Below are 17,903 nucleotides of genomic sequence, written 5' to 3' on the forward strand. Positions count from 1 at the left end.
ACAAGATCACTTTAAACGCTGTCTGTCAGGTGCAAGTCCGACAGGCTGCTAGGAAGGCATTGCTTAATTTGACATGCTGGTATGCTTGAACAACAATGAATATTCGGACTAAAAAGGTACAGTTCGTCTCAATATTCGTTATATTTTTAGATTTGCAACAATGCCAAAGCGTAGCCACGTGCTGCGAATACTAACAAAAGTGAGGCTGTGCAGATGATTTACACCAATCCAAGCAACAACAAAACCAGTAACACCCCTTAAATCCTCTCATTGAAGCCTCATTGATGGTGGGCATGACTAGACGGTGTAAACGCTGCTTAAAGCTTCTTTCGAAGTTTACGTCAACTGCGAATCTTGTTTTTCCCGAAAATCAAAACAACAATTTCAAAAGCCAAACACTAGGGAACATTCCATGAACAAAAAACTCCAATTTGCCGCCGCCGGCCTAGCTGCTGGTATCGCTCTTGCCTCCTTTTCCACGGCCACTTTGGCCAAGGAAAAGTGGACCATGACCACCACCTGGCCCGAAAACTTAGCGCTGATTGAAATCGATCGCCATTGGGTTGAACTGGCCAACAAACTTGTTGGTGACGAGCTGGAAATCAACTTCCGCGCCGGCGGCACCTTGATGCCCGGCACCGAAGTGTTTGATGCCACCGAAACCGGCAGCATTGAAGCTGCGGGTGATTGGCCCGGTTACTGGGCAGGTCGCAGCCCGGCCTTTTCTCCGCTAGCCACCACCACCAGTTTGTTCAACGGCGTGGATTACTTGAACTGGATTCAACAGTGGGGCGGTTTCGAGCTCTATCAAGAAGTTTACGGCAAGTACAACATGGTCTATTTGCCATACGGGATCACCAATAATGAATCGGGCTTTATGGGTCGCACCCCCATCAAAAGCCTAGCTGACCTCGACAAAAAGCGCATCCGTCTTTCCGGTCGTGACCAAGGGCGCGTTCTGGAGAAGCTCGGCGGCTCACAGGTCACCATTGCGGGTGGAGAAATTTATCAAGCTATTGAGCGCGGCGTGATTGACGCCGGTGAGTTTTCCACGCCGGGCGTTGACTACCAGGCCGGCTTTGCTGAAGTGGCCGAATATTGGGCCACGCCCGGCTGGCACCAGTCTGCCAGTGTATTTGGTGTGATGATCAACAAAGATGCCTGGGACGAGCTTTCCAGCGAAACCCAAGAGAAGTTGAAGATTGCTGCTGACGCTAACCTAGCCTGGTCACTTTCTTGGTCGGAGCACGGCTCCACCGAAGGCGCCGTTCAGTTCGAGAAAGCTGGCGTCGAAATCAGCCAGTTCTCTGAGGAAGATCTGGCACGCATTCAAGACATCACCAATGAAGTGATCGTTCGCGGAGCCTGCGAAGATAAGATGCATGCCAAGGTTTATCATTCCATGATCAGCTACATGGAGAACTACGCTAACTGGCGTGATATTAGCGCACCGTTCAACATGAGCCGCACTCTCGACAACCTGCCTTCCCTGGAAAAAATAGAAGAGTGCTTGTAAGACTCTTACCGCTACCCCGATGCGGCGCATCGGGGTAGCTCTTCGTATTGATTGCGGGGTTTCTCTATGAATGCAATTGCTAATGCGATCGATACGCTCAATGACGTTTTCGGCCGACTCATTGCGCCACTGATTGCGATTATCACGCTAGTTGTTCTTTACGATATTGCTTTGCGCTTTTTTATCGGCCGCCCCAGCGACTGGGCTTTTGATATCACCAAGATGCTATTCGGTGCTCATTTCATGCTGATGGCGGCTTACGGGCTTCGCCACCATGTTCACGTCGAAGTCGATGTGATCAAACGGTTACTCTCACTCAGGAAACAGGCGATTCTCGACGTTATCGGCTACCTGATCTTCTTCGCTCCCTTCATGTGGATGCTATTAAGCCTCGGCTGGAGCTTCTTTATGCGTTCGTTCAGCCGCAGCGAAACCACCTACGGCATGGTGTCCATTCCGGTTTATCCAGTTAAAGGCGTCATATTCATCGCGGCGGTATTGATCCTGCTGCAGGGTATCGCGATCTTCATCCGGGCGATTCAGCAACTACGGGAGGAGCGGGCATGAACTTAAGTCCGGAAATGCTCACCCTGGTGATGTTCGCTGGGTTGATCGTAGGCCTGTTTATGGGCCACCCCCTGGCGTTTGTACTGGGCGGTGTCGCGGTCATCGGTGCCTTTGTAGGGCCTGGCCTGAACGTGATGGGTACCCTGATCAACAACATCTATGGCAATGCCATGGATAACTACGTGCTCGTGGCAATCCCGTTATTTGTCTTGATGGCGCGGTTTCTGAACGATTCCGGTGTCACCGAGAAAATGTTCGATGCCATGCGCCTGCTACTCGCCAATCTGCGTGGTGGCTTGGCGTTGACGGTGGTCATTGTATCTGTGCTGTTGGCTGCAACCACAGGTATTGTGGGCGCCTCGATAGCGGTGATGGGCATGATCGCGCTTGTGCCTATGCTCAAGTATGGCTACAACAAGGAGCTGAGTGCCGGGGTAATCATGGCCAGCGGTTGTCTGGGCATCCTGATTCCGCCCAGTATCATGCTGATCCTGATGGCCAGTTACTCGCCGGTCTCGGTGGGGGCCCTGTTTGCAGGGGCCTTGGTACCTGGGCTGATATTGGGGGTGATGTACGCGCTTTACGTTTTGATCATCTGCTACATCAAGCCAGCGTACGGCCCGAAGGTGCCAGCTGAAGAGCGCGCCCAGACCAGCACCGGCGAATTGCTCATTATGCTGTTCAAGTATGTTCTTCCGCCCATGGCGTTGATTCTTGGGGTATTGGGGGCATTGTTCACCGGTATCGCCACGGCTACTGAAGCCTCTGCCATCGGGGTATTCATTGCATTTTTGCTATTCTTGATTTTCGGGGATCGCAAGCTCAAGACCTGCTACAACACCCTGATCGATGCCAGCAAGACCACCACCATGGTGATGCTGGTGCTGGTAGGCGCCACAGCCTTCACTGGGGTCTTCTCCCGTGGTGGCGGCATGAGCGTGATCAGCGATCTGGTATTAGCCATGCCCGGCGGCACCACGGGCGCCCTGATTCTGATGCTGTTCCTCGTGTTCATTCTGGGTATGTTCCTCGACTGGACCGGTATTGTGCTGCTCAGTTTCCCAATCATGTTGCCCATCGTCGAGGCCATGGAAGTGGATATGCTGTGGTTCGTGGTAATGGTAGCCGTAGTGCTGCAAACCTCGTTCCTGACGCCGCCGTTCGGCTACGCCCTGTTTTACCTGAAAGGGGTGGCACCGCCAGGCGTGGAAATCGTCGATCTGTACAAGGCGGTGATTCCGTTCGTAGCCTTGATCCTCTTGGCATGCGCGCTGCTAACTGTCTTCCCTTGGTTGGTTACCGGCTTGCCAGGCATCATGTTGGGCTGATCTCCTTTGCCTTGGCTGCCCCAGTCGGGTTGATAACCACAACGCCCATCACTTCTCGGTGGCGGGCGTTGTGGCTCAAGAAAACAATAATGACCAAAGGACGTAAGTATGTCTGTAGCCGTTGCTTTACCTCGAGTTATGGAAATGGGTGCGGGAGCCATCAACAAGTTACCCGGCATCGTGCAATCCTTGGGTGGTAGCAGACCACTCATCATTACCGACAAAATAATGGTGCAACTGGGCTATGCCCAGCAAATCCAAACCCTGTTATCAGCAGACGATTTGCAAGCAGATGTGTTTGACGGCACCGAGCCAGAACCCACGGCTGCCTCCATTGAAGCCGGCCTTCAATGCGTGCTGGATAAAAAATACGATGTGATTATTGCCTTGGGCGGCGGCAGCCCAATAGACAGCGCTAAAGCTATCGCGATCCTAGGCAAGCACGGTGGCAATATTCGCGATTACAAATTTCCCCGCCAGGTCAGTGAAGCCGGTATTCCGCTTATAGCGATTCCGACAACCGCGGGCACAGGCTCCGAAGTCACGCGCTTTACCATTATTACCGATGAAACAAACGATGAGAAAATGCTGTGTGCCGGCCTTGGCTTTGTGCCGCTTGCCGCTATTGTTGATGTAAATTTAACCCTGAGCGTGCCACCGCGCACAACCGCCGATACCGGTATTGATGCGTTAACCCACGCCATTGAGGCCTACGTTAGCCAAAAAGCCAGCCCATTCAGTGATACTCAGGCTTTATCGGCCATGCGTTTAATTGCTCCGCACTTAAAGCGTGCCTACAGCAACGGTAACGACATTGAAGCTCGGGAAGCCATGATGTTGGGGTCAACTCTGGCGGGCATTGCTTTTTCCACGGCATCTGTTGCCTTAGTACATGGCATGAGCCGCCCGATTGGTGCGTTTTTCCATGTGCCTCATGGTCTGTCCAATGCCATGTTGCTGCCCAGTGTTACGGCATTTTCGATACCGTCTGCGCCAGAACGCTACGCCGATTGCGCTCGGGCAATGGGCGTAGCTGCCGCCACGGATAACAACGAACAGGCCAACCGCAAATTACTGGAAGCACTCGAAACCTTTAACCGCGAACTGAAAGTCCCAACATTGGCAGAATTTGGTGCCGAAAAAGCGCACTTTGACAGCCTCTTGCAAACCATGGCGGAACAAGCCTTGGCATCCGGTTCCCCAAGTAATAACCCACGTATTCCAAGCGTTGCGCAGATAATCGCTATCTATAAAAAGCTGTGGGTTTAAACGCTTAATCCATATAGAAGGGTAAAGGTAATAGAACAACTGTCCGAGTGTATGGGCAGTTGCTCTATTGAGAATCTGACGTTGTTGCTTCTTTTAACATCAGGCTTAGCTCTTTTGCTGCTGCTTGAAGCTGTGGCACAAAAACCTGCAATTCCGCTAGTGTTTTTCGGATAGTCGGCGCATGGGTAAATAAGCTGGCAAAGTAGTGTCCTTCCGGGCTTAAAATCGGCACTGATATTGCGACTATTCCGGCAATGTACTCTTCGTTATCAACACCAACCCCCGTTTTTTCGATCTGCTCTAAGCTGGCTTCTAGCTGCTGCTTATCCGCCAAGGTATTATTGGTCAGGGGCCGCAACGGCATATTGTTAATTAATCGTTTACGCTGGGCTTTCGGGAGCGAACTCAAATAGAGCTTGCCGCTCGAAGTGCACCACACCGGCACATTGTCGCCAACTTGCAAATAAAGCTGTAACGGCCAATTGCTTTGTACGCGGTCGGTGTAAACCATTTCGAGGTTCATCGGAATAGCAATACCGCAGGTTTCGCCTACCTCTGCAGCCAAACGCTGTAAAACTGATAGCCGTAGGATCTCTAGGGAGTCACTGGTTAGTACGCCGACAGCTGTTTTCATCAATCTTGTGCCGGGAATAATCAAGCCACGCCAGTCCGTTTGCACAAAACCGTCAGCTTCCAACTGTTGCAACAATCGATGAATACTGGGTTTTGGGATATCTAAAGTGAATGCCAAGTCTGCGGGCGAAAGTGGACGCTCACTGACAGATACCAGTTCAACAATTTCTAAAACCCGATTGATTGAGGAACCTTTGCTACGTTTAGCTGAATCATTCATTGGGCTTAAATTCACCTGAATTAGTATAAAATGTCGTGGACTAGCTATTTGCTCGCTCTACCTCTTTGTCAAAGCAAGGACTCAATAGGCAGTATCGAGAAAAACGAAACCATCATTCGCTTAATCAGCCCAGCCCCCGGATCGTGGCTGTGCCTAACCTCTTCTTCGCCGTTACGCTCAATCCACTGCAAATCGCCATCTTCATCCAGCACCACTTCATAAGCGGTTATTCGCGCTTGTTCTTCAAAATGACTTTCCACCACTTGAGTCAGCTCTGGACTTTCAATCACAAAGCCGAGTTCGGTGTTGATATGAACCGATCGGGGATCAAAATTGAAAGAGCCTACGAACAAGCTTTCGCCATCAATCGCAAAGGTTTTAGCGTGTAGGCTGGAGGAGGAACTGCCCATCAGGTTTTTCTGCAACTGACCTTCCACAGACTCGCGACCGGGTAACTTGCGCAGCTCAAACAGTTGCACACCGGCTTCCAGCAGCGGCTTACGGTACTTTGCGTAACCTGCGTGCACCATGGCTACGTCGTTGGCTTCGAGGGAGTTAGTCAGTACCCGCACCTGAACACCTTGGCGCTCCAGATCCCGGAACATTTTTACGCCGGTTTTAGTGGGGATGAAGTAAGGCGATACCAGGGTTACTGAACGTTCTGGGCTTCCCATGGCTTCTGCCATCTGCCGGCTCAGCAAACCTTTCTTCGGCTTTTTACCAAGCACCTTGGCGGGGTCGTCACTGATCATGGCAACCGGCGCCCAAGTGAACTCCAGGTTGCCCGCCAGCAGCTTCTTCAGAAACTCTGAGTCTTCTATTGCACACACATACTTGCTAGCTTCAGAGCTGGCGTTACAGATTTTGGCGGTTTCTACCACCTTGGCTAAATCCTTCTCATCAGCTTCGCCTAAAATGGTCGATGCAGGATAGGCGGAGACACTTGACCAATAACGATCAAAGTCGTTAGAAAGCTCATGCACCACAGGGCCAATAGCTAACACATCAAGGTCGGCAAACAGCGCCCCTTGGCCGGCGCCAAAATACTCATCGGCCACATTGCGCCCGCCAATGATCGCCGCTTGGTTATCCGCGGTGAAAGATTTGTTGTGCATACGGTGATTCAGCCGTTGGAAGCTGGTCACGTAACCAATCCACTTGGGGCTGCGCACCACGAACGGGTTAAACAGCCGTATCTCGATATTCGGGTGGGTATCCAGCGCAGCCAGCGCGTCATCAAGCCCGGAGATTCCGTTGTCATCCAGCAAGAGGCGAACCCGAACACCCCGTTCGGCGGCCCGGTAGAGCACATCAAGCAGCATGGTGCCGGTGATGTCGTATTGCCAGATGTAATACTGAACATCCAAAGTGACATCCGCGCCTTCGGCCAACAGCGCCCGTGCGGCAAAGGCGTCGTGGGCGTTTTCAAGAAACACAACACCGCTCTTGCCCGGGTGCGCCTCTGCTAAAGGCGTAATCGCATTCCCCAAGCGAGTGTTAGTGGTTTGGTCGGCGGGTATGGCGAGGCTTTCATTGCGATCGGTCATGGGAGGTAGTGCACACCCGCTAATGGTCAACAATATGGCCAGAACGGCTATCACACTCGGTAAATGCCCTCTGGGCCGTTTAAACACGTGAATGACTCCTTCTGATTGGGTGGATAAGTGTAGCAGTTATCCTGCCAATTTTTAGATTCTGGTAAAGCCTATGCCCGCAATTTGAACACGGCCTCACCACTTAAAAGTCAATGTAAAACACTTAGAAATTTTTTAAAAACTTCTTTATATACGGCAATTTAGCGACCACAGTCACACCGTACAAAATGCAACGGAATACCGTTTGGGCATTTTGGGCCAGTGGATAAAAATGCCCAGCTTCAACGGAAATAAGGTTTTTGTAATGTTCAGAAACAATTTAATAGGTGTGTTGGTTGTGCTGGTTATGACAGGCTGCGGTGGAGGCGGCAGTGGAGATAGCGATTCGAAAACCTCGTCACCCGGTGCTTATCTGGAAATTACCGGGAGCCCGACTTCTGCAGTCGCTAAGGTGCCATATCATTACCAACCGGAACTAAAAGCCAATGTGAAGTCTTTGCAATTCCGCGCCACAGGCCTTCCCGATTGGGCGAGCCTGGATGCCGCTACCGGTGAAATCAGCGGCACACCTGGCGCTGACGACGTCACAGCATATACCCCGTTCACACTCACGGTTACATCCGATGCAGGCAGTTCTACTCAGGAACAGGTGCTGCGGGTTCTGCCCACAGATACTTACCTCGGCAATGCCAAGGTACTTGCGTTTGACGCCATTGATTACGAAGGCAATGAACGAACATTACGCAATGATCTGTCCGGCGGGCTGCTGAAGGGCCAGGTCACCTTTGCCCAATCCCATACGGTGAAGCCCCATAACAATTTCGTGAGAGACGGGGGCGACGAAACCCAAAGCGTGTACACGCCGAAACCGGTTGCCCTGCGCGATGCCTTGTTGCTGTTCACACCGGATACGCAGGACACTCCGATTACAGTTGAAGTCACGGCAACTCTCAACGGTGAGCCGGCCGGTCGCTTCGTCATGAACCATCCCAACGCGCTACCAAGATCGGATTACTCTGGCCCACGTCGCGTTGAATACTCTACCCACGCCTGGAATGTGCGGCTGCCCTGGAATCTGATGCGCAATGGCCTGTCCTTGACCTTTACCGTGAACGGCGATGCCCCCGACGCGCTGACCGGCCGGCTGGTTGCGTCCGACATAGATATCGGTGGCGCCAGCCAGCTGGTATTCCAGTCTATCCGGCTCGGCATGCTGACCCATGTCGATCGGAACTGGAAGCATTTCACTTTGAATGATCCCGTTATGGCAGCTACTGACTACTTCCAGAACCTGCCCGTTTCGAAGCTGGTAATGGGTAGCTACACAGATATGGAGCTAAAAAAAGTTATTGTTGCCAGTGGTAAAATTTACACCGACAAAAGCGACAGCGACGGCGGCACCTACAACGGCGACATGCGGGAAAACGTTGCAAAATCCCAGGTCAGCATCGGTATTAACCAAGCAAGCTATGGCGTTACCAGCAACAGTATGAATCAGTCTTATTTCCATAACTTTAAGCAGATAACCAACCATCACGCCTGGGGCAATTATCAGAATGGGCGTCAAGAGCATGGACTCAGTGGTGGCAACGGGGCAGGTACTGTAACCGCTACTTTGGGTAACGAAGCAAGCCACGAATGGGGACACGCCTACGGGCTTGGCCATTATCCGGGCGGCGGGCTTACCGAGGACAGCCGCTGGCAGCGCCACCATGCAGACAGTAGTTGGGGCTATGTTGCCTACCGTAATCGTATGCGTAGCAATTTCGAAAATAATAGCTGGACTGCTGAGGCCCAGCCTGTTGGCTCCCATTTCATGGGACGTATTCGGTACTACAAAGACGCCATGTCAGGTGGCTGGGGCAGTTCCCCATTCTCTGAATACACGTTTTATACCGGCTACTCGGCGCGCATTATCCAAAACGATCTGGCCGGGTTCCCCATTCCGGACGAAACTTACGAAACCGGCTATAAAAAGTGGGATACACAAACCGGCCAATACGAACCCCATCAGTTCGAGGCCTGGCGAAACGTTCTTGCTCCGGTGAAAACCGGTGTGCCTGTCGCGACGATTCTGGGCGGCTACGACCCGGATGGCACCAACGCGGTTATCTACCCGGTATTCCACGGTAACTACGGCAACGTGTTTGATTTGCCCGAGCCGGATATGTCCCGCACAACCGGTATCTGTTGGGTCGATGTACAAAATGCCAGTGGCGAGCAAACACGCATTGAGGTGGCGGCGCAACGCCATAACGGCGGTACCATCAATCAACTGCACTTCAATCTGGAGGCCACTTTCCGCCCTACTGAGGCAATATTGACATGCCGCCGCGATGGCACAGATATCGAGCTGACCCGAACCACCTTTGACGGCCAGATTCCGGAACTGCCTCCGGTTGCTATTGTGGGTCAGGAACACGGCTACGAGCAGCTTCGCGGCCTCGAAATCGCGAAATTGAACACCGCACTGGAAGCCATCGCAGCCGACAGCGTGCCGGTATTGCCGACAGATGCACAACGCTGGCTTGCCAGTTACTCTGCGGCTGACATGGCGGATGGGCTGAGCGAAACAGCAAAGACGGTTCTCGTCCGCATTCAGAACACCCATGACACTGTCATGCGAGCGCAGGCTCTGGTCAACCAGCAAGAAGCGGAAGGCGCAGCGGCTAACGATATTCAGGCTTTGCTGACTGAGCTGCTGATTGATCGTGGCTTGATTGCAACACCAGCGGATATCGACCTGGAAGGCGAGGTTATCAAAAATGGTAACCACCGCCTGTCGACCGCTCTGAATGACAAGGGATTCATCACGATTGTCACCGGGGCGGAAGGCCAACCAGAGGCCGCCCACTGGTTAATGACCGCCCGGGGCAGTTTGCACCCGATGGATCAACCCTGGAACTGCCTGGTTCCAACAGGAGAGTATCTGGGCCTGGCACTTTGCGACCCTGGCAGGATCAGCCAGAGCTGGGACTACGATGAGAATGACCGGTTGAGAAATGCCGGTGATGGAAAGTGCATAGACTACGACTACAAGCAAAATCGTGTGCTGATGTACGGCTGCCACGGCAATGGCAATCAGCGATGGCAAGGGGTTCGCCAGACTGACAGCCAGGTGCTGAGCGCACTGCCGGGCAAGGTGCTACAGACACTGCTCGATAAGTAGCGTGTTCGGGATGAGAGGGCGTGTATCTCCTCTCATCCCTTTATTGCCTGTGTTGCCAAGGATCCCGAATGAATGACACGGAAACCGAGAAAAGGCGACTCGCTGCGCTGATCCGACTAGGGCTACTCGATACCCCTCCGGAAGAGCGTTTTGAGCGCCTGACCCGAATCGCCCGCCAACATTATCAAGTCCAAATTGCCTTATTCACCGCATTGGATCATGACCGCCAGTGGTTCAAGTCCCGACAAGGGTTAAACGTATCTGAAATACCCCGTTCGGTGGCGTTCTGCGAGTATGCCATACGACAGGATCAGATTTTTGTTGTAGAAGATGCGTCCCGGGACCCGCGTTTTTGCACGAACCCTCTTGTGCTGGGTAGCCCACACATTCGTTTTTACGCCGGCATGCCGGTGCGTGAACCCAGCGGATACAAAATTGGCAGTTTGTGCATCATTGACGACAAGCCACGACAGTTCAGCGAGAAAGACCTGGATGTGCTCCGCACCCTCGCCACCATGGTTGAAGAAGAGCTGGAACGTTCGTACCTTGAATCGGACAACAGTGAGTATGTGCCGGTCTCCCACCTCAATCGAGCCATTCATCATGCCCAGAGCGTTTTTCTTACAAGCGATAACGAGCGCTCGGCATTTACCCAGATGCTCGGTGACCTGCTGGCTCTAACGGGGAGCCAGTTCGGGTTTATTGGAGAAGTTTTGCATGAGGATAATGGCACACCTTATTTGAAAATCGGCGCCATCACTAACATTGCATGGAGCCCCGAAACTCAGGCCCTGTATCAGGAGGTGGAGCGTCGAGGGATGGTCTTCGACCGTCTGGATAATATTCTGGGACAACTTATGGTGACCGAAGAAACCATTATCTCCAACAACCTGGCGACGAATTACGATGCGCTGACCGGCCTACCCAATCGCCGCCGGCTGACCGAACTGTTCGTGCAGGAATTGTACGAAGCCGGCCAGAGGGCTGGCATGGTTTCGGTGTGTTTTATTGATCTGGACGGTTTCAAAACAATCAATGACGAGCATGGTCACGCGGTGGGCGATGCGATGCTCAAATCCGTGGCTAACGCACTTCAGGCCACCGTACGCAGTCATGATATTGTCGCGCGCCTTGGCGGTGACGAGTTTGTGGCCATCCTGCGAGATGTCGACGATGAGGGCGTTTATGCTCGACTTCTGGATGCCATCCGGCAACCCGTCAGTTTTCGCCACCACGTGCTTCAAATCTCCGGAAGCATGGGCGTCACGCTTTATCCGGACGATGACGCGGGTTCCGATCTGCTGCTTCGTCATGCCGGCCAGGCCATGTATGCCGCCAAGGAAACCGGTAAGAATTGTTTTAGAATATTTGATCTTGAGTCCCATTCTTCCAACAAGAAGCGGGTCCGAGTGCTGGAACAGATCGGGTGTGCCCTGAGCCAACAGCAAATGGAGCTGTACTATCAGCCAAAAATCTGTCTGCGTACCCGTGAAGTAGCTGGGTTTGAAGCACTTATCCGGTGGGATCACCCAACGGATGGGGTTCTCGGCCCCGGTCGTTTTCTGGAGCAGATCGAATACACAGAGCATGCACGCACGCTCGGCAACTATGTCATCCGAGAAGCGGTAAAACAGCTGAAAGCGTTTGCGAAGCAGGATCTGCCTTATACCCTGAGCATCAATCTGAGCCCGTCACACTTTTTAAGTCAGCAATTCCGGGACGATTTATCCTGCGCCCTGTGGGATTGCCCCCGCGAATTGCGTGCTCATCTCATTCTGGAAGTCCTTGAAACCACGGCACTGGACGATATGGACACTGTTCTGAAAAACCTGAAAGTGTGCCGGGAACTCGGTGTCGATATTTCTCTGGATGACTTCGGAACCGGCTATTCATCGCTGGATCATTTACGCCGATTGCCGGCCCAAGAGATCAAAATCGATAGCTCGTTCGTAGTAGATATGCTGAGTGATTCAGACGACAGCATGATTGTCAGCGCCATCGTCAGTCTTTCCAAAAGCTTCAAACGGCGATTGGTTGCTGAAGGCATTGAAAATGCTGGCGTAGAGCGCAAACTGATTGAACTTGGCTGCGATCTGGGCCAAGGTTTTTTCTACAGCAAACCCGTGCCATTATCTGACGCTCTGCATTGGGCTGAAGATTTCAGTGGGACAGCAAATTAATGGTTTAAAACCAATTGCGCGGGCAAAGCGCGAAACAGGAGACTGCAACATGATCGGATACGTCACCATCGGTGTCAGTGATATGGAAAAAGCCAAGACCTTCTATACGGATCTTCTGGGCGGCATGGGCGCAAAGCTTCTGCTGGATATGGGGCGCATCGCATTTATTGGCGAAAGCATGAAATCCCCCATGTTGGCCGTTTGCACACCGTTCGACGGTACACCAAACCATCCTGGCAATGGCAACATGCTGGCCCTACAGCCAGGCTCCAAAGAAGCGGTTGATACCTACTATAAAAAAGCCATTGAGCTGGGTGCAACCTGTGACGGCGAGCCAGGGCAGCGTATTCCTGACCAATTCTACGGTGCTTATGTGAAAGACTCGGACGGCAACAAGCTGGCGTTTTTCCACTTCGGTTGATGCTACCCCTATGAAAACCGGGGCTGCTTTAGTCGGCGGTCTCGGTTTCAAACCACCATCCCGGCAACAGTCTCCGAATCTGCGGCTGCAAGAAGCGATCGTCTATTAGACAAATCACGCCCTGATCCTCTGGTGTGCGAATGACTCTTCCAGCGGCCTGAGCCACTTTCTGTAGTCCCGGAATCAGATAGGTGTACTCATAACCCGCGCCAAAACGCTGCTGCAGGCGATGTTTGAGAACCTCATGCCAGGCATCGAAAGGCGGCAGGCCTAGGGTAGCTACAAAAGCACCAATCAACTGATCGCCCGGTAAATCAATTCCCTCGCTGAACACGCCGCCCAGAACCGCAAACGCCACGCTGCCAGATTTTTCCTGAAACCCAGCCAGAAACTCCCTACGTTGCTGCGGACTCATTCCGGGATGCTGGGATCGTTGCGGCACCTCTGCGGCATTGCTGGCTAGCGCTTCGCTCACCTCGTTGAGATATTTGAAGCTACTGAAAAACGCTAGATAATGACCGGGGCGCTCCAGATATTGTTGGGCGATCAGCTCGGTAATAGGCTGTACAGAAGCTTCACGGTGTGCCTGACGGGTACTGATTTTGGGGGTGAAGTTCACCTGTAATTGGTCGGCGCTAAAGGGGCTGGGTAGCGAAGTGAAATGGCTGTCCTCCGGCAAGCCCAACAGGTCCCGATAATAGATGCCCGGGGTAAGGGTGGCGGAAAACAACAGTACGGAAGCTGCCGCCTGAAACCGGTCTCGCAGAAAATCCGCCGGCACCAGATTCTGAATAGTCACGCTGGCGCGGCCTCGACCTTCGCGGCGAAACTCGCACAGAGAGTGATCGCCGAACGACTCCGCCAGTTTCATGAAAGCGACGGATTCGAACAACACTTCTTGCAACGCCAGATCCGGTGGGTTGTCCGCCAGGTAATCCGTCAGCCCTGATACCAGGCCTTGCAAACTGCCGGTGAGCGCTGAGGGCAGGTTGTCCAGAAACACTGGCGCGGTGCCGGCATCCGAGTGATCACGGATAACGCTTTGCCACGCGCGGGCCGTTCGATCCAGGTGCGACTTCAAAGCCTTGGGGGCGGTTTTTCGGATTTTTAGCAGCCGCTGCTGATCCAACTGCACCGAATACATGCCCCGACCGCGATCTACCAAATTGTGGGCCTCGTCTATCAGAACAGCCGTTTTCCAGTTGTTCTGCCGGGTGAGGCCATGGAATAGGGCAGACTGATCGAACATTCGGTTTACATCGCCAATCACCAAGTCACACCAGCGCGCCATCTCCTGGGCTAGAAAATAGGGGCAAATGTCGTGACCAGCGGCAATCTTTGCCAAAACTTCTTGGGTGAGCGTGGTGCCCGCTTGGGCGGCTTCAGTCCGGGCATCCGGCAGTCGATCAAAGAACCCCTTGGCCAGAGGGCAGGAATCGCCGTGACAGGCTTTATCCGGATGTTCACAAGCATCCGTCTTGGCCACCAATTCCAACGTGCGCAAGGGCCAAATCTGCGGCGTTTCTTGGGCCGCACGCAGGCGTTCCAGAGCATCGACTGCCAGTTGCCGAGCGGTATTGCGGCAGGTGAGGTAAACCAGCCGGTCGTGTTCAGCGGCGGGCATGGCCATCAACGCAGGGAACAAAGTACCCAGGGTTTTGCCCAGACCAGTGGGTGCTTCCAGCAGCAGGCTGCCGCCTTTAACTGTATTTTTATAGACAGTTTCCGCAAGCTGGCGCTGGCGGGGGCGAAACTGTGGGAATGGAAAACGTAGGCCAGAAAGACGAACGTCCCGCTGCTCCCGATGGTGGGCTTCTTGTTCTGCCCAGAGTCGGTAGCGGTCACACAAGGCTTCCAATTCTTGCCACAGCTCATCCGCGCGGGCAGTTTGGGCTATCGACGTTTCACGCTTTTTGCCGATATCGAAATACACCAGCGCCAGCTTCAGAGTTTTGCGCTTTTCCTGGCGGCAGAGCAGGGCACCGTAAGCCCGTAACTGAGCTAGGTGCAACGCCCGCTGATGGGGCCGAATACGGGACACATCGCCACGGTGGGTTTTGATTTCTTCCAACAAGCCAGAGTGTGGGTTATACACATCGGCGCGACCATAAAGCTCCAACCCAAAGCATTCCCCGGTAAGTGAATACTCGCTTTTATAGCCGTATCCGCGTTTTTCCTGGATTGCTTGATGGCCGGCCATACCCTCTTCAGCGCTGGGCGCAGGGGTGTATCGAAAGTCCAGATCGCCCTCCCGAGCAGCGAACTCGCAGAGGGTTCTAACCGCAACCCTCACTGTATTACCTCGCTGTCTTGCCAACGCAAATAACACACGCTGGCGGCAATTCCCTGGTGCGCAAAGAAGTGAAGCCAGCGGATTTGATGATCCTGTAGCCGGTCGCCTGGGCCTTTTACTTCGATCATCTCGTAACGGGGTTTACTGTTCGGGTTATCTGGGTAAAAGCGTATAAGATCGGGGAAACCACTGCGATGTTCGCGGATATTTGTTAAAAGTCGCTCAAACAGAATCTGTAAATCGCTAGCGGGAATGCACTCCAGAGCCAGTGTTAATAGCTCTTCGCTCAACGCCGACCAGGTCACAAATGGGTTGGCAATGCCCTGTTTGGCAGCGTAGGTCTCCAAAATTTTCTGGTGATAATCGCCATTACTCAGTGTTGCAAAACACCGATCAAAGTCGGCCTGCCGTCGGCTTACGAAGTCCTCTCGCACCAGATCCGCCGGCCCGGTGTGGAACGGATGGAAGAACGCACCGGGTATAGCTTTGAAAATCGTGTGCCAACAGAACAGACCGAACAGGCCGTTTATTAAAGTGTTCTCGACGTAAAATACGGGTGCTTCCGGGGTTGAGAGGTGAGCTTCAACCACGCTTTCAACAGAACCGGCAGTTTGAGGCAAAGTGAGTGTGAACTCTCGTATCTCTGGATTCTGTGGTGCAGGCGGAACAGGTTCACCCACCTTCACCGCCAGCCGCTTTAGAATACGCGCCAAGCCTTGGGCTTCGGCATCGCTTAATTCTTTGTTCTGCCAGCGCGCAGCTATAACCCAAGCCTGATCGAAACGCCTCATCCGTTCCAGTAGCCGCAACCGTTTTAACTTGGCCTCTCGGTGGCCACTGGCGGCGAGTGCTTCCAATGCCAATTCCCGCTCTCCCTGACGTTCCGCCTGTCGGCCCAGTTCCAGCAACAGGCGATCACGGCGACTGGTCAGCCAGGGGCTATCTGAGGCACCCGGCACCAGGCTCCAAACTTCTTTGGCTGGCAAACCGGCATCCAGACTCTCGCGGCAGTGGTGCATGGCCAGGTAAATATCCACCTCACTGCGCCGGGAAAACGCTCGAGCCTCGGGGGTGAATTCCACGGCCTCGTAGCGATGATGGCCCAGCTCTACCAATACGAAGTCTGTCCAGCTTTGTCGCAGGTTGCCGAAGAACATTAGGCGAATGCGATCGAAGAGAGCCATCTGTTTAACTCGCACCACGGGCTTTACATGGTCACCCAGCCAGTCGTTTAATGTGCGGGCATTGGCAAGCTTGTCCTGTAAGGCCTCTCGCATCCCGGCCTTGGACAAATTTTTAGCGAAACCCGCCTCCACCAATACAGGTACGAAGACCGGCCGCAGTTCGGCCAAAGTGAATAAGCGAAAGAGATCATCCAGGGTCAGTAGTGGGGCGGCATCCAGCCAGTCACTCGCAATCAGCTCATCCAGCGCCTCGGCTTCCGGGCTTCCCAGCTCTGGATACTTCAACTTGTCGGCACGGAACAAATCGCCACTGCGCATCACCATACGGGTCAGCAATGCACGCGCCGAGCGAGACAATTCAAAGAAGCCACGCAAGGAAAGACGTTCTGGCTCCAATAGAAGATCATCGTGATGATTCGCCACCCAAGCCACTACCGTTTCCATGTTTTGCAGGTAATACAGAGGGTTTTCAAGATCCGCCGTGGCGGGGAGTAACGCCAAAGGGTATATGATAGGCCTGAATATCCGCCTTGCTTAAAAATTCATGATCGACGATCTGGATTTCCTGCCCGATATTGTTGAGCGCCAGGATCCAAGATACACAAGACGGATAAACCATTTTGGGTTGCAGAGTCTGGTGGTCTTTGGATCAGAGACCGTATGCTTGGGAAATTGCTTCTTTTTCACCGGACTCTACCAGCTTCCGATAACCTTCGTGTAGCGCCTTAAGGATTTTTGGATCTGTCTCTTTGTTGACAGCAAGATACATGGGGGTCTCACGGAAGACCAGAACGTGCTTAAGGTCGGTTACGTTCGCGGTATCAGCGGCCAGATAAGGGCCCGCCAGACCGTCTGCCACCCACAGGCCAATCTGGTCGTTTTCCAGACGCCGTGCGTTCAGGCCGTTATTGCTGATAGCTTGCACATCAAAGCCTTTTTCATCCAGGTAGCTCGTCATTACGTCGCCGTTGTAGCCGCCGATCCGGTACTCGCGAGCGTCTTCCAGATTATCAAGTTCGATAGACGATCCCGGCTTGGCGAACAGAGTCCATTTGATAGAGGCCAAAGGCCCCACCCAATCGTACAGCGGCTCCCGATCTGCGGTTTTGGAAACACAATAAATGGCATGGTCAGGATGCTCCCCGGCCCGATTGAGTCCATAATTGAGAGCTCTTAGCTTGGTAGTGTACGCAAGGTCGGTCTTGGCCATCAGAGCCTTTAGTATATCTGAACAAAGGCCGCTAATATCTTCGGTCTTATGGGCAAACGGCTGCCCGTTGGTGGTCATGTTGTACGGAGGGTATTGTTCTGTATAGATCCGCAGCTCCTCAGCAGTTGCAGTGCCAGCCGTTATCAGCAGACCTAGTAGCAGCCCGATTTTTCTTTTCATGTACTCCCTCCGTTGATTTAGTTGCAGTTTTCCGTGATCGCGGCATGATATAGATTGGAAGACCAGCTGGGCAGTCCGTAGAAACCGCGTGGTTTTCGTTATGGTCTGATACTGCGTCCTGTTGCAGTAACCTTTACG

At 53.1% G+C, this 17,903-nt stretch carries 12 protein-coding genes; 7 read left to right on the forward strand and 5 right to left on the reverse strand.

Annotation, left to right across the window (positions count from 1 at the left end; translation table 11 throughout):
* Positions 1–412: 412 nt before the first annotated feature.
* The 4 genes from dctP (at position 413) to ACTH3S_RS05420 (ending at position 4,680) form a co-directional block, all read left to right on the forward strand.
* Positions 413–1,516 carry a TRAP transporter substrate-binding protein DctP gene (gene dctP / locus ACTH3S_RS05405; protein ID WP_441808006.1) on the forward strand — a complete coding sequence of 368 codons (1,104 nt, stop codon included), beginning with the start codon at positions 413–415 and terminating at the stop codon, positions 1,514–1,516.
* Positions 1,517–1,582: 66 nt separating this feature from the next.
* Positions 1,583–2,083: a TRAP transporter small permease subunit gene (locus tag ACTH3S_RS05410; RefSeq protein ID WP_441808007.1), complete on the forward strand. Its 501-nt coding sequence runs from the start codon at positions 1,583–1,585 to the stop codon at positions 2,081–2,083.
* A complete protein-coding gene (locus tag ACTH3S_RS05415) occupies positions 2,080–3,411 on the forward strand; it encodes a TRAP transporter large permease (protein WP_441808008.1) in 1,332 nt (443 codons plus the stop codon). Before ACTH3S_RS05410 ends, ACTH3S_RS05415 begins: the two co-directional genes overlap by 4 nt.
* 108 nt (positions 3,412–3,519) lie before the next feature.
* Entirely contained in the window at positions 3,520–4,680 is a 1,161-nt protein-coding gene (locus ACTH3S_RS05420) for an iron-containing alcohol dehydrogenase (RefSeq protein WP_441808009.1), read from the forward strand.
* A gap of 64 nt (positions 4,681–4,744) precedes the next feature.
* Here ACTH3S_RS05420 and ACTH3S_RS05425 read toward each other — a convergent pair whose 3' ends face one another.
* Both ACTH3S_RS05425 and ACTH3S_RS05430 read right to left on the reverse strand, forming a co-directional pair.
* Entirely contained in the window at positions 4,745–5,533 is a 789-nt protein-coding gene (locus tag ACTH3S_RS05425) for an IclR family transcriptional regulator (protein ID WP_441808010.1), read from the reverse strand.
* A gap of 68 nt (positions 5,534–5,601) precedes the next feature.
* The gene (locus ACTH3S_RS05430; RefSeq protein ID WP_441808011.1) at positions 5,602–7,080 is read right to left on the reverse strand and encodes a phospholipase D family protein; all 1,479 of its coding nucleotides are present in this window, start codon (positions 7,078–7,080) and stop codon (positions 5,602–5,604) included.
* A 352-nt stretch (positions 7,081–7,432) separates the two neighbouring features.
* Between ACTH3S_RS05430 and ACTH3S_RS05435 the strand changes: the two genes are divergently transcribed.
* The 3 genes from ACTH3S_RS05435 to ACTH3S_RS05445 all read left to right on the forward strand — a co-directional run bounded on the left by ACTH3S_RS05435 (position 7,433) and on the right by ACTH3S_RS05445 (position 12,898).
* A complete protein-coding gene (locus tag ACTH3S_RS05435) occupies positions 7,433–10,297 on the forward strand; it encodes a M66 family metalloprotease (RefSeq protein ID WP_441808012.1) in 2,865 nt (954 codons plus the stop codon).
* A gap of 68 nt (positions 10,298–10,365) precedes the next feature.
* Positions 10,366–12,477, forward strand: a complete 2,112-nt coding sequence (locus ACTH3S_RS05440) for a sensor domain-containing phosphodiesterase (protein WP_441808013.1) — start codon at positions 10,366–10,368, stop codon at positions 12,475–12,477.
* 49 nt (positions 12,478–12,526) lie between these two features.
* Positions 12,527–12,898, forward strand: coding sequence for a VOC family protein (locus tag ACTH3S_RS05445; RefSeq protein WP_441808014.1), 372 nt, complete (start codon positions 12,527–12,529; stop codon positions 12,896–12,898).
* Positions 12,899–12,926: 28 nt separating this feature from the next.
* On the opposite strand, the gene ACTH3S_RS05450 is transcribed toward ACTH3S_RS05445, so the two are convergent.
* From ACTH3S_RS05450 to ACTH3S_RS05460, 3 genes are all read right to left on the reverse strand, one after another.
* Positions 12,927–15,191 (reverse strand): helicase C-terminal domain-containing protein, encoded by a 2,265-nt coding sequence (locus ACTH3S_RS05450; protein ID WP_441808015.1) that lies wholly within the window; start codon positions 15,189–15,191, stop codon positions 12,927–12,929.
* Complete coding sequence (locus ACTH3S_RS05455) at positions 15,188–16,876, reverse strand: VRR-NUC domain-containing protein (RefSeq protein ID WP_441808016.1); 1,689 nt, start codon at positions 16,874–16,876, stop codon at positions 15,188–15,190. Before ACTH3S_RS05455 ends, ACTH3S_RS05450 begins: the two co-directional genes overlap by 4 nt.
* Before the next feature lie 148 nt (positions 16,877–17,024).
* On the reverse strand, positions 17,025–17,765 hold the full coding sequence (locus ACTH3S_RS05460; RefSeq protein ID WP_441808017.1) for a substrate-binding periplasmic protein: 741 nt from the start codon (positions 17,763–17,765) through the stop codon (positions 17,025–17,027).
* Positions 17,766–17,903 lie beyond the last annotated feature (138 nt).

The organism is Marinobacter sp. (assembly GCF_052094685.1).
Classification (GTDB): Bacteria; Pseudomonadota; Gammaproteobacteria; order Pseudomonadales; family Oleiphilaceae; genus Marinobacter.

Bases quoted from the DNA above. Each gene is read 5' to 3' on its own strand.
- ACTH3S_RS05435 (WP_441808012.1), top strand. From the start codon at position 7,433: ATGTTCAGAAACAATTTAATAGGTGTGTTGGTTGTGCTGGTTATGACA.
- ACTH3S_RS05460 (WP_441808017.1), bottom strand. From the start codon at position 17,765: ATGAAAAGAAAAATCGGGCTGCTACTAGGTCTGCTGATAACGGCTGGC.
- ACTH3S_RS05430 (WP_441808011.1), bottom strand. From the start codon at position 7,080: ATGACCGATCGCAATGAAAGCCTCGCCATACCCGCCGACCAAACCACT.
- dctP (WP_441808006.1), top strand. From the start codon at position 413: ATGAACAAAAAACTCCAATTTGCCGCCGCCGGCCTAGCTGCTGGTATC.
- ACTH3S_RS05445 (WP_441808014.1), top strand. From the start codon at position 12,527: ATGATCGGATACGTCACCATCGGTGTCAGTGATATGGAAAAAGCCAAG.
- ACTH3S_RS05440 (WP_441808013.1), top strand. From the start codon at position 10,366: ATGAATGACACGGAAACCGAGAAAAGGCGACTCGCTGCGCTGATCCGA.
- ACTH3S_RS05410 (WP_441808007.1), top strand. From the start codon at position 1,583: ATGAATGCAATTGCTAATGCGATCGATACGCTCAATGACGTTTTCGGC.
- ACTH3S_RS05415 (WP_441808008.1), top strand. From the start codon at position 2,080: ATGAACTTAAGTCCGGAAATGCTCACCCTGGTGATGTTCGCTGGGTTG.
- ACTH3S_RS05420 (WP_441808009.1), top strand. From the start codon at position 3,520: ATGTCTGTAGCCGTTGCTTTACCTCGAGTTATGGAAATGGGTGCGGGA.
- ACTH3S_RS05425 (WP_441808010.1), bottom strand. From the start codon at position 5,533: ATGAATGATTCAGCTAAACGTAGCAAAGGTTCCTCAATCAATCGGGTT.